Source organism: Rhizobium anhuiense bv. trifolii (genome assembly GCF_024346605.1).
Taxonomy (GTDB): domain Bacteria; phylum Pseudomonadota; class Alphaproteobacteria; order Rhizobiales; family Rhizobiaceae; genus Rhizobium; species Rhizobium anhuiense.
The window spans coordinates 488,355-500,053 of record NZ_CP098804.1 but is presented as its reverse complement, the minus strand read 5'-3'; the positions used below and the strand labels follow the sequence as shown (position 1 = coordinate 500,053).

At 62.0% G+C, this 11,699-nt stretch carries 11 protein-coding genes; 1 reads left to right on the top strand and 10 read right to left on the bottom strand.

Annotation, left to right across the window (positions count from 1 at the left end; genetic code table 11):
* Positions 1-5: 5 nt before the first annotated feature.
* Positions 6-1,286: a M24 family metallopeptidase gene (locus tag NE851_RS34055; protein ID WP_127431820.1), complete on the top strand. Its 1,281-nt coding sequence runs from the start codon at positions 6-8 to the stop codon at positions 1,284-1,286.
* Positions 1,287-1,292: 6 nt separating this feature from the next.
* On the opposite strand, the gene NE851_RS34050 is transcribed toward NE851_RS34055, so the two are convergent.
* From NE851_RS34050 to NE851_RS34005, 10 genes are all read right to left on the bottom strand, one after another.
* Positions 1,293-2,306, bottom strand: coding sequence for a GlxA family transcriptional regulator (locus tag NE851_RS34050; RefSeq protein ID WP_047619668.1), 1,014 nt, complete (start codon positions 2,304-2,306; stop codon positions 1,293-1,295).
* 25 nt (positions 2,307-2,331) lie between these two features.
* The gene (locus NE851_RS34045; RefSeq protein ID WP_254962504.1) at positions 2,332-3,330 is read right to left on the bottom strand and encodes a 4-hydroxyproline epimerase; all 999 of its coding nucleotides are present in this window, start codon (positions 3,328-3,330) and stop codon (positions 2,332-2,334) included.
* Positions 3,331-3,346: 16 nt separating this feature from the next.
* Complete coding sequence (locus NE851_RS34040) at positions 3,347-4,198, bottom strand: ABC transporter permease (RefSeq protein ID WP_047619578.1); 852 nt, start codon at positions 4,196-4,198, stop codon at positions 3,347-3,349.
* Positions 4,195-5,043 carry an ABC transporter permease gene (locus tag NE851_RS34035; protein WP_048338730.1) on the bottom strand — a complete coding sequence of 283 codons (849 nt, stop codon included), beginning with the start codon at positions 5,041-5,043 and terminating at the stop codon, positions 4,195-4,197. Before NE851_RS34035 ends, NE851_RS34040 begins: the two co-directional genes overlap by 4 nt.
* 5 nt (positions 5,044-5,048) lie before the next feature.
* Positions 5,049-6,155, bottom strand: coding sequence for a quaternary amine ABC transporter ATP-binding protein (locus NE851_RS34030; RefSeq protein WP_063473467.1), 1,107 nt, complete (start codon positions 6,153-6,155; stop codon positions 5,049-5,051).
* A 125-nt stretch (positions 6,156-6,280) separates the two neighbouring features.
* Positions 6,281-7,132 carry a glycine betaine ABC transporter substrate-binding protein gene (locus tag NE851_RS34025; protein WP_127431821.1) on the bottom strand — a complete coding sequence of 284 codons (852 nt, stop codon included), beginning with the start codon at positions 7,130-7,132 and terminating at the stop codon, positions 6,281-6,283.
* 78 nt (positions 7,133-7,210) lie between these two features.
* Positions 7,211-8,557: an NAD(P)/FAD-dependent oxidoreductase gene (locus tag NE851_RS34020; RefSeq protein WP_254962503.1), complete on the bottom strand. Its 1,347-nt coding sequence runs from the start codon at positions 8,555-8,557 to the stop codon at positions 7,211-7,213.
* On the bottom strand, positions 8,554-10,071 hold the full coding sequence (locus tag NE851_RS34015) for an aldehyde dehydrogenase (RefSeq protein ID WP_127431823.1): 1,518 nt from the start codon (positions 10,069-10,071) through the stop codon (positions 8,554-8,556). Before NE851_RS34015 ends, NE851_RS34020 begins: the two co-directional genes overlap by 4 nt.
* Positions 10,064-10,975 (bottom strand): dihydrodipicolinate synthase family protein, encoded by a 912-nt coding sequence (locus tag NE851_RS34010; protein ID WP_127431824.1) that lies wholly within the window; start codon positions 10,973-10,975, stop codon positions 10,064-10,066. The genes NE851_RS34015 and NE851_RS34010 overlap by 8 nt, the downstream gene beginning before the upstream one ends.
* Complete coding sequence (locus NE851_RS34005) at positions 10,972-11,688, bottom strand: GntR family transcriptional regulator (RefSeq protein ID WP_047619566.1); 717 nt, start codon at positions 11,686-11,688, stop codon at positions 10,972-10,974. Before NE851_RS34005 ends, NE851_RS34010 begins: the two co-directional genes overlap by 4 nt.
* Positions 11,689-11,699: the final 11 nt, after the last annotated feature.

Genomic DNA, 11,699 nt, shown 5'->3' with positions numbered 1-11,699 from the left:
CTTCGATGCTGCGAGACCAAAGCGATTCCGCTGAGCCGACCGGCTCGACGGTCTTCAAGGATGAGCGGAAGCAGGCATATCTCAATCCTGAGGGAGCGGATCGGCCTCTTATCAGTCCTGTGCCGGCCACGACGCTCGATCGGGCTCGCCGCTATCGTCTGGAGCGCCTGCGCACGACGATGCGCGAATGGGACTGCGGCGCCCTGCTGCTCTACGACCCCGTCAACATCCGATATGCCTTCGATTCATCGAATATGAGCATTTGGACGATGCACAACGCCTCGCGCTACGCTCTGGTCCTCGCCGATGGTCCGGCGATACTGTTCGAATTCGAAGGCGCCGAGCACGTCAATGACGGGCTTCCCGGCATCGACGAGATCCGGCCGGCGAAGTCATGGATATTCTTCACGGCGGGCAACCTGATGGAACCCCGCCTGAAAGCCTGGGCGGACGAGGTCGCGGACCTCGTGAGCAGCCATGGCAGCAACAGGCGCGTTGCGGTGGACAGGCTCGAACCCGCCGGCGCCTTCGAACTGCGCGAACGCGGCTTCACGCTTGTCGACGGCCAGGAACTGGCGGAGCGGGCGCGATCGATCAAGAGCGCCGACGAAATCGAGCTGATGCGATGGACGATCCGTGTCTGCGAAGCCGGCATGGCGCGGATGTACGAGATGTCAGAGCCCGGCCGCACCGAAAGAGAAATCTGGGCCGAGCTTCACTTCGAAAACGCCCGCAGCGGCGGCGAGTGGCTGGAGACCAAGCTCTTGACCGCTGGCCCGAGAACGAACCCCTGGTATCAGGAGTGTTCGGACTACGTCATCAAGCGCGGGGAAATGATATCCTTCGACACCGATATGATCGGACCCTACGGCTATTGCGCCGACCTCTCGCGGTCGTGGACCGCAGGGCATGTCGCCATGACCACCAAGCAGAAGGAACTTTACGCGGCGGCCAGGGATCAGATCGAGCACAATCTCGCAATCCTGAAGCCCGGCATGACGTTCGCAGAATTCAACACGCAGTCGTGGCGGATTCCGGAGAAATACCAGCCTTATCGATACACGCTTGCTCTGCACGGAACCGGAATGGCGGACGAGTGGCCGGGGATCCTTCTGCATCCGGATTTCGACCCGGATTTCAGCGGCGCCTTCGAGGAGGGCATGGTGCTCAACGTCGAAAGCCTGATCGCCGAAGCCGGATCCGAGAGCATCAAGCTGGAAACCCAGGCTCTGATCACGGCCAGGGGCGCCGAGCGGCTGGACACGTTTCCGTGGGAAGAGATCTGAGTAAACTCAGTGCGCTCTCAAAGCGGCTGCGCGATGCTGCGACGGCGTCTGCCCGAATGTGCGCTTGAAGGTTCTCGTGAACTGCGAGGCGTTTTCAAAGCCGACATCGAGCGCGATCTCGATCAGCGGCGCCTTCGACTGGGCAAGGATCGATTTCGCCCGCTCCATGCGAACACGATTATAGGCCTTGGCGGGAGACATTCCGGTCTTGTCGATGAAGATCCTCTCCAGTTGCCGCCTTGACAGGCCAACCATGGCGGCAAGCTTCTGAATCGACATGCTGCCGTCGACGAACTGTTCCATCGCAATCATCGCCGCCTTGACGCGGGCGTCTTCATACTCGTCGTAGAGCGGTCGCCGCGGCTGTATATCCGCCGACGTCCGGGCCTTTTCGATCTGAAGCACTTCAAGCGCGTTTCGCTCGGCGTCGCGGCTGATGCGTTTCCTGACCAGCAATGCCGCCATGTCGGCGGAACTGCTGCCGCCTGCGCAAGAGCCGCGCTGGCGATCGAGATTGAAGAGCCGGTCGGAACGAACGCTGAGCTCGGGAAAGCGCTCGCGAAATTCCTTGTAATGCAGCCAGCTCACGCAGGTTTCGTGCCGCTTCATCAGGCCGGCCTCAGCAAGGATGAATGAACCCGTGCACACGCCGATCAACGGCACCTTCTTGGCATCCGCCTGCTTGAGAAAGGCGATGGTCTGCTGGTCGACGGGGTTCTCCACCGTCAGAAGGCCGCCGACGACCACGATGTAGTCGAACTTCGCCGGATCGACGAAATCGGAGGTCGGCGCAACCTGGACGCCGCAGCTCGCGGTGATCAGGTGCCTCGTGCTGCCGATCACCTGCCAGTCGGCAAGAAGCCTTCCGGAGCGATCCTGCTCGTCGCTCGCCAGCCGCAGCGTATCCACGAAGAGTGCGAAGGCCGACAGCGTGAACGAGCGCGCCAGAACGAACCCGACTTTGAGCCGGCCAGCCGATCTTGCGGCGTCGTCTGCTTGGCGTTGCTGATCGGGTCGCATAGTCATCTCCCTGCCGAAAACGCGCTCATCGGATCTGAAAGCCATGCGCCAGCGGATCACGATCGTCAACGAAAATGGTGTTGTGCCCGATGACGCGCGTCCAGCCTCCGATGCTGGGAAGAATGCCGCTATAGGGTCCAATGCTCGCCTCGGCTTCGACCCGGCCCTCGAAGATGGTTCCGATCAGGCTTTCATGCCGGTATCTCGACCCGATGGTAAGCCGCCCCTTCCCATAGAGCTGGGCCATGCGGGCGGAGGTGCCGGTGCCGCCCGGCGATCGATCGATGGCCTTTTCGCCATAGAAGACGGCGCAGCGTCCATCCGAGACGTCATTCACCGGGCGGTCGCACCAGATGGCGTGATGCACACCGCGAATCCTCGGGTCGTCGGGATGGACAGGATCGCAGATACCGGCAAGCGCCGACCTCAGTCTCTGGCTGCAGCCGACAATGTCGGATGCGGTCATGCCGTCGAGGCCGCTCCAGTTATCCTGTGGTTCGACGACCGCATAATAGTTGCCGCCATAGGATATATCGACGCGCAGACGGCCCATTCCCGGCACATCCACCTCGACATCAGCCTCATGGAGATAGCTCGCCACATTGTGGAGACGAACGGAATCGACATATCCGTCCTTCTCCTCATAGGTCACGTCAACCCTCCCCGCAGGCGTCTCGATGGCGACCCGGCCGGGTTCGCGCGGCTTGACCAGCCCCTCCTCGATCGCGGCGGTCACGGTGCCGATGGTGCCGGCGCCGCACATCGGCAGGCAGCCGCTCACTTCGATGAACAGCACGGCGAAATCGCAGTCCTGCCGATAGGCAGGATAGATGATCGCCCCTGACATGATGTCGTGCCCCCTCGGCTCGAACATCAGCGCCTTGCGCACCCAGTCATGGTCGCGGACGAAAATCTCCCGGCGCTCGCTGATCGGTGCATGGGCAAGCAGTGGACCGCCTCCGGCGACCAAGCGGACGGGATTGCCGCAAGTATGCGCATCGATGCAGAAGAAGCTGTTTCTCATCTCTCTATGTCCTTGCTCATTTCGCCTTCGGCAGCCTGTCGCGGTCGAGCAGGCCGCGGGACAGCCGGTCGAGCAGAAGGGCGACGGCGACGATCGCCAGGCCTGCCCTGAGACCAAGCCCCATCTCCATGCGCGTCAAGCCGCGCGTCACCTCAGCACCGAGACCGCCGGCACCGACGAGCCCGGCCAGCACGACCATGGCCAGCGACAGAAGGATGCACTGGTTGAGCCCGACCAGGAGCGTCTGCTTGGCCAAGGGGATCTCGATCTTCCAAAGCACCGAGCGAGGCGGCGCGCCGATAGCGCTGCCGAGTTCGATGAATTCCTTCGGCACCTGGTTGAATGCCAGCGTGGTCAGTCGGAGCATCGGCGGAATGCCATAGACGATGGTGGCGATGATTGCCGGCACGCGTCCAAGGCTGAAGATCATCACCGCAGGAATGAGATAGACCCACGGCGGCACGGTCTGCATCACATCGAGAACCGGGCGAACCATCGCCTCCAATGTCTTGTAGCGCGAGCACAGGACGCCGATCGGGAAGGCGATGAGCACGGAGATCAGGACCGCGACGGTGACCAGAGACAGGGTCTGCATCGATGCCGTCCACAGCCCCATGAGGAGACAGAAGCCCAGGCAAAGACCGGCCAGGATCGCGGCGCGCAGACCGACGGCGACGAATGCCAGAACGACGACGATCGCGATGAGCCCATAGGGCGGCACGAAGAGCAGTGCCGCTTCGAATCCGGAAAGCACCGCTTCGACCAGATAGCTGATCGCCGCAAACAGCGGATGAAAGTTGGTGTTGAGCCAATCGACGGATGGCGCCAGGAAAGCGCCGGGCGAAAACTGCAGGATGGACGGATTCATGACTTCCTCCCCGTTCCCAGACGAGCAGCACTCTGGGTTATGCGATCAAGCACCATGGTCAGAACCACGATGGCGATCGCTCCATTGATCGAGGTCGCGATGTCGAGCGTTCTGATCGCGCCGTAGATCGTCTCGCCAAGCCCGCCGGAACCGACGATGCCTGCGATGACGACCATGCCGAAGGCCATCATCAGGCTCTGGTTGATGCCCGCCATGATGCTCGGCAGCGCGAAGGGAAGGCGGATCTTGAAGAACATCTTCGCCGGCGTCATCCCAAGCGCCTCTCCGAGTTCGATGAACTCCTTGGGCGTCATCCGGATACCGAGAGACGTCAGGCGGATTGCCGGCGGCACGGCGACGATCACGGTCGCGATCAATGCCGTCGCCGGTCCATAGCCGAGCAGAGCGATCGCCGGCAGCAGGTAGATGTATGGCGGAAGCGTCTGGATCAGGTCCAGGCCGGGCTCCATGAAACGATCGAGGGCGGGAAAGAAGCCGGCCATAATGCCGATCGGGATGCCGATCACCAGGGCGAGCGTGGTTGCGGTCAAGACCAGCGCCAGCGTACTCATCGTCTCCGGCCAGAGTCCCATGGAAAAACAAAGCGCCAGCGCGACGCCGCTCAGCAGGGCGAACCAGACATTGACCAGCCGCCAGCCGACGAGCGCCACGATCAGCGCGATCAGATAGAATGGCGGAAGTTCCAGGAGCCAGAGGATCCCGGCATAGAGCCCTTCGAGAACCTGCCTGATGGAATCGAAAAGGAACTCGCCATTGTCGCTCACCCATTCGAGCGCGGAATCGGTCCATTCGTCAAAAAGATCGATGAAGCCTGAACTATCCATGTCAATCAGCTCCAGTTGGTGGACGCCGCCGGCAGATCGTGGGCGGATGGTCCCTTGACGCCCATCAGCAGGCTGCGCGGCGTGACCACGCCGACAATCTGACCATTGTCCACGACGGCGATGGCGTCGCGCTCCGACTGCATCGTCAATGTGATGAGTTCGTCGATGTCGGCGTCCGGCGTCGTGCGCGCCAGCGACGCGATGTCGGAATTCGGCGCGCTTTGCTGGAATTCGGCGACACTGCGCATGACGGAATGCGCCTTGATCAGATGGAGACGGGATATGCCGGCGACGAATTCGGCGACATAGGCATCCGCCGGGTTGAGGATGATTTCCTCGGCCGTGCCGGTCTGGATGATGACGCCGTCCTTCATGATCGCAATGCGGTCGCCGATCCGGATCGCCTCGTCGAGATCATGGGTGATGAAGACCGCGGACTTGCCCAAGGCTTTAGTCAGCTGCCGGAATTCGTCCTGAAGCTGGCGCCGGATGAGCGGATCGAGCGCGCTGAACGGCTCGTCCATCAGAATGATCTCGGGGTCGGAAGCGAGCGCGCGGGCGAGACCGACGCGTTGCTGCATGCCGCCCGAAAGCTCGCCCGGATACCGGTTCACCCAGTCGGCGAGGCCGACCTTCTCGAGCGCGGCAACGGCGGTCTTGTTCCGCTCCGGCTTGGTTATTCCCTGCACCTCGAGGCCGAAGGCCGCATTTTCCAGGACTGTGCGGTGCGGCAACAGAGCGACGCTCTGAAACACCATGCCGATGTTCCTGGCGCGCATCTGCCGGAGATCGACCGGAGACAGGGCGGCGAGGTCGCGCCCCTTGACGAGGACCTTGCCGGCGCTCGGCGTGATCAATTTGTTGAGCAGGCGGATGAGCGTGGATTTTCCGCTTCCCGACAAGCCCATGATGCAGAAGATTTCGCCGCGCCGCACCTGGAGGCTCGCCTCGGACACGCCGACGACGCAGTTGTATTCCTTCAAGACCTCTTTTTTGCCGAGGCCGCGCTCCTTGATCGACTTCATTGCCGCAGCGGACTTGTCACCGAAGACTTTCCAGAGGGACTGGCAGTCGATCAGGACATCATTGATATCGGCAGTTACGGTTTTCATAGCGATCCCCTTGAGCCAATCGGCGCTGGCTTCTCTCGTTGAATCTCCCAGCGTCCTTTGCGCGTCCAAAAGAACGCGCGGCGCTGTAGGATGGCCGCCCGACGGATCGGACGGCCACGACGCGGTTAGTTCTTCTTGATGTTTTCCCAGCGCTTGATCAGGTCGGCATGGGCGCCGATCCAATCCTGCACGGCCTGGTCCATGGTCTTGCCTTCATTGACCGCGCCGTTGATGGCGGTGATGTCGGCGAGCGGCACATAGACGCTGGCCATCACTTCCCGCGCATGCGGGTTCTCTGCGGAGAAGCCCTTATGGCCGATCCAGTAGTAGCTCTGCGGCGGCGGGAAGATGCCCTTCGGATCCTTGAGGTACTTGACCTCGTACTTCTGGACCATCCAGGACGGCTCCCAGATCGTCACCGCGATCCACTCCTTGCGATCATAGGCGGACTTCAGCGCCGCCGTCATCGCGGCGGTGCTGCCCTCGACGAGCTGGAGCTCGAGGCCGTAGTCCTTGACCGCATTCGAGGTATCGCGCATCAGGCCGGCGCCCGGTTCGATACCGATGATCTTGCCGCCGAACTTGTCGGCGTTTTCATTGAGCTGTTCCAGCGAGTCGATCGGGACATATTTGGGAACCGCAACACCCTGATAGAGGCCGTGCGAAACCGGCGAGATCTTTTCGAGGCGGTTCTTGTTCTTGTCCCAGTAGTCCTGCGCGACATAGTCCGTCTGCGAGGTGAGAACCTGGATGTCACCCTTGGCGAGAGCGGCATAGGCGATGCCCCACTCGGAGAACTCGGTCACCTTGACGGTGTAGCCCGCGTCTTCGAGAACCTTCTTGGTGATACCGGTGATGGGCGTCAGATCTTCCCACGACATCGTGCCCATGGTGATCGTCTTTTCTTCCGCGCGAGCAGGAAGGATGCTGACCCCGATCATTGCAGCGGCGCAAAGCGCCTTCCACAAATTTTTCATTGTTCTTACTCCTGTTTTACGTTCCCATTCTCATTGAAGTCTGCGAGCGGGCAGCTTCACATTGCGCGGGCCGAGGGATCATCCCTCGCGGCCAGCACGCAATTCCTGCAGGCGGATGACCGAGTTGACGCCGAGCCACGCGATGGGCTCGGGCGGCAATCTCACCGGTTCCGGCTGGTTCTTGTATTTGTCGAGTTCGGGGCTTGCGGCGCCTGTCGCCAGATCGGCCGCCATCATTCCCGCAAGCGTGCTCTTGACGGTGCCGAGACCATTCTCGCAGCAGGCGGAAAAAAGCCCTTCCTCGACCTCGCCGAATGCCGGCACATGGTTTCGGCTCAGGCAGAGCGCACCCGCCCAGCTAAACTCCATCGGCAGGCTTTGCATTCCGGGGAAGCGAGCGTCGAACGAGCGGCGCTGCTCGGCCGCCACGCCGGCGACCCGCTTCTCCGACACTTGGAGGCTCGGGTCGTAAGTGAACCGCGTCCTGATGACGATCCTCGAACGGCCATCTGTGGTGATCTTGCGCACCGTCGCGCCCATCGGGTCGGCCGGCAGCAGCGCCCAACGGTCCGCGCCGGTGATATCGCCGCCGAATTCGTTCTGGGAAAAGGCCGATGTCATCGACGCGTAGGTGAATATGTGCATCAGCCGCCCGCGGAAATGGCCGAAGCTTTGAATATGGCCGTTCACGCCCAGAATGACCTTCGGCGCGGAGACCGATCCGCGAGCCGTCTTCGCCTTCCAGGACTTTCGCTCGCGGGAAAGCTCCAGCACCGGCGAGTGCTCGTGAATGGCGATCTTTGCGCTAAGTCCGCGCGCCAGGCCGCGGATATAGTCGGCGGGCTGGATCATCACCGCGCCCGGCGTATAGAGCCCACCGCGATAATAGCGCGAGCCCGTCATCTCCCGCATCTGATCGGCATCGAGAACGCGATGCTGCTCACCGATCTTTTCGAGCGACTTCCTGTAGTTGTCGTTGAGCCCGAGCCCCCGGTCGGAGGCCGCGGCATTCACCTTGCCCGCCGGATCGAAGGTTTCCCTGGACAGGCCGTATTCCGCCGCGACATCGGCCGCGAAGGAAATCGCCAGACGGTTCTGTCGAATCTCGTCCTTGGTCGCCTCTTCGTCGGCCACCGAATACTCGCCGGAAGAGAGATTGTGCGGCACGTCGATCATGAAGCCGGAATTTCTCCCGGCCGGACCCTTGGCGACTTCACGCGCCTCCAGGACGACGATCTTGTCCTGAGGGCGCAACTGCGAGAGGCGGCGGGCCGCCGACAGGCCGGCAAATCCGGCGCCGACAATCAGCCAGTCCGTGGTAATGTCGTGTTCAAGCGCCATTGCGGGAAAGGCGCGTTCGCTGATCGCCTCCCATCCCGAAACGCCGGTATCGATCGGCAGGCGCTTGATCACATGGCGGGTCATCGGATCGTCTCGTCGACCGACCGTTCGGATACGTCGATCCAGATGGTCTTGAGTTCGCAGTAATTGTCGTGAGCGAAGACCGACTTGTCGCGGCCGCCGAAGCCGGACTCCTTGTAGCCGCCGAACGGCGTGCTGGCGTCGCCTTCTCCGAAGCAGTTGACGGTGACGACGCCGGCGCGGATCTCCCGCGAGAGCCTGATGGCGTTCCGCAGGCTACCGGTATAGACGGACGCCGTCAGGCCGTAGTTCGTGTCGTTGGCAAGGGCGATCGCCTCGGCCAGCGAATTGAAGGTCGTCACCGAAAGCACCGGGCCGAAAATTTCTTCCTGGAAGAGGCGGCTGGCCGGCGTCACGCCCTCGACCACCGTCGGTTCGATGAAGATGCCGTTATAGGTTTCACCGCCATGGGCGATCGAGAGCTTCTCCGTCTTGGCGTCGTCGAGGAAAGACTTCACCTTTTCAAAATGCGCCTTGCTGACGAGCGCGCCGATGCGGTTTGCCGGGTCGAGCGGATCGCCGGTCTTCCATTCGCGCATGTAGGCGCCGATGCGTTTCAGCAGTTCGTCCTTGATATTGGCATGAACGATCAGACGCGAGGTGGCCGAGCAGTTCTCGCCCATGTTCCAGAAGGCGCCGTTAACGACCTGCTCGGCAACGAGGTCCAGGTCTTCGGCATCGTCGAGAACCACCGCGGGGTTCTTGCCGCCGCATTCGAGCACCACCTTCTTGAGGTTCGAGTCGGCGGCGTAGCGCAGGAAGCGGCGGCCGGTGGGCGTCGATCCGGTGAAGGCCACCATATCGACATCCATATGCAGGCCGATCGGCTCGCCGACCTCCTTGCCGCCGCCGGTCACGACGTTGAAGACGCCAGCCGGGATACCTGCTTCATGAGCAAGCTCGGCGACGCGCAGCGTGGTGAGCGTCGTTTCCTGTGCCGGCTTGACGATCACCGAGCAGCCGGCGGCAAGCGCCGGGCCGATCTTCCAGGCCAGCATCAGCAGCGGGAAATTCCACGGCAGCACGCATCCGACAACACCGATCGGCTCGCGCACGATCATCGTCAGCGCGTTTGCGCCGACCGGAGCGGTGTTGTCATAGAGCTTGTCGATCAGCTCGGCGTGCCAGCGCAGCGTATGAATGGTATCGGCAACATCGACCGTCTGGCATTCACCGACCGGCTTGCCGCTGTCGAGGCTCTCCATGACGGCGAGCTCGTGACGATGCTCCTCCAAAAGTTTGGCGAGCTTGAGGAGCACCGCCTTGCGTTCGGCCGGCGAACGCAGCCGCCAGCGGCCATCGTCGAAGGCTTGCTTCGCCTTGGCGACGGCGGCGTCGACGTCGGAGGCATCGCATGCAGCGATCTCGGCGAGAGCCTCACCCGTCGCAGGGTTCGTGGAGGTGAACGTCTTGCCGGAGTTCGCCGGACGGAATGCCCCGTCGACGAAGGCATTCGTCGGAAGTTGAAGACCGGCGGCGATCGCCTTGTATTCGGCTGCGGTCAAGGGTTCATGCATGGTTTGCTCCCGACGTGATCTGGCTGACCGTGCGCTTCAACGTGGCGACGACGGTCTGAAGTGTTCGTTTTTCCTCGGAGTTGAGCGGGCGCAGCGGCGCGCGGACCGAGCCGACGTTCAGCCCGATCAATTCGCATCCGTGCTTGATCGACTGGACGAATTTGCCGCATTCGAGGAAGTCCATCAGCGGCAGCATCGCGGTCATGATCGCCCGGCCCTTGTCGAAGTTCTTTTCGACGACGCAGGCCTCATAGAGGGCCACATGTTCGCGCGGCAGGAAGTTGGAGCCGGCGCAGACCCAGCTCTTCGCCCCCCAGGCGAAGAATTCGAGCGCCTGGTCGTCCCAGCCGCAAGACAGTGCAATATGCGGAAATTTCCGGGCAAGCAGGTGAAGGTTGCCCATGTCGCCGGAGCTTTCCTTGATGGCGACCACGTTCTTCGACTTGCCGACGCGGGAGAAATATTCTTCGCCCATCACGACACCCATGCGGGCGGGATAGTTGTAGAGCATGATCGGCAGGTTGGCCGCGCGGTCGACGGTCAGAGCGTGGACCGCATTCTCGCGTTCGGTCGGCAGCGCGTAGGGCGGTGACGACACCAGGATTGCATCCGCGCCGATGTCCTTCGCCGCCTTTGCGTATTCGACCGAATCTTCGGTGCGCGTGGCGCCGGTCCCGATAATAAGGGGCAGCCGCGTGCCGATGACGTCCCTCGCATAGGCTGCGAGGTCGAAGCGCTCCTGGCTGCTCTGGGCGTAATACTCGCCCGTCGAGCCGCCGACGATGATGCCGTGGACGCCGGCCTCGATCAGCGACTCGAGCACGCCGGCAAATCCGGCTTTGTCGATCTGGCCATTTTGATCGAGCGGCGTCACCGCCGGCGTATAGATCCCCTCAAACTTCACGATGACTTCTCCAATATTTGCGTAGCGGGACCGCCGAGGAAGGCGTCCGCCTTGAGGCCTTGCGGGGCGATGAACATCTCCATGTTCTCGCGGGACAATTCCCAGTGTTCGAAGACGAGGTCGACGACGGCATTCTCATCGTGGGCGCCGAGCGCATCGATGAAGCTGTCATGATGGTCGACGGCCACTTGAAGCCGCCGCTTCATGTCCTCGTTCCTCGGTCGGAAGAAGGTGTGGCCGATGCGCGCGTGGTCGATCAGCAGCCGGCCGAGGCTCGGCTGCAGATAGACGTTGCCCGACATCTCGCCGAAAATTTCGTGAAAACGATTGTTCTCGAGGACCATCGCCAAAGGGTCCATGTTCTCGCTGGCGGCGCGGAACCGCTCCTGGGTCTGCTTCAGGTCTGAAAGCTGGGCGGGTTTGAAATTCTGCACGGCGAGACGGCCGATCGCCGCGTAGATCATCGGTGCGACGAGAAAGAAATTCCGCAGGGTGGAATGGTTCATCGGGATGACCCGCGCACCCCTGTTCTCGCGGATGTCGATATAACCCTCGCCGGCAAGGCGCCGAAATATGTCGCGAACCGGCGTCCGCGAGAGCCCGTATCTTTCACTCAAACTGGCTTCGTCCAGATCGGCGTCCGGGTCCAGTTCCATCGTCAGGATCTGCCGTTTCAGGTCTTCGTAGAGATTGCTCTTGGGTGTCTTCGCCATCGTCGCTCTCC

Bases quoted from the DNA above. Each gene is read 5' to 3' on its own strand.
- NE851_RS34035 (WP_048338730.1), bottom strand. From the start codon at position 5,043: ATGGATAGTTCAGGCTTCATCGATCTTTTTGACGAATGGACCGATTCC.
- NE851_RS34055 (WP_127431820.1), top strand. From the start codon at position 6: ATGCTGCGAGACCAAAGCGATTCCGCTGAGCCGACCGGCTCGACGGTC.
- NE851_RS34020 (WP_254962503.1), bottom strand. From the start codon at position 8,557: ATGACCCGCCATGTGATCAAGCGCCTGCCGATCGATACCGGCGTTTCG.
- NE851_RS34015 (WP_127431823.1), bottom strand. From the start codon at position 10,071: ATGCATGAACCCTTGACCGCAGCCGAATACAAGGCGATCGCCGCCGGT.
- NE851_RS34030 (WP_063473467.1), bottom strand. From the start codon at position 6,155: ATGAAAACCGTAACTGCCGATATCAATGATGTCCTGATCGACTGCCAG.
- NE851_RS34040 (WP_047619578.1), bottom strand. From the start codon at position 4,198: ATGAATCCGTCCATCCTGCAGTTTTCGCCCGGCGCTTTCCTGGCGCCA.
- NE851_RS34025 (WP_127431821.1), bottom strand. From the start codon at position 7,132: ATGAAAAATTTGTGGAAGGCGCTTTGCGCCGCTGCAATGATCGGGGTC.
- NE851_RS34050 (WP_047619668.1), bottom strand. From the start codon at position 2,306: ATGCGACCCGATCAGCAACGCCAAGCAGACGACGCCGCAAGATCGGCT.
- NE851_RS34045 (WP_254962504.1), bottom strand. From the start codon at position 3,330: ATGAGAAACAGCTTCTTCTGCATCGATGCGCATACTTGCGGCAATCCC.
- NE851_RS34005 (WP_047619566.1), bottom strand. From the start codon at position 11,688: ATGGCGAAGACACCCAAGAGCAATCTCTACGAAGACCTGAAACGGCAG.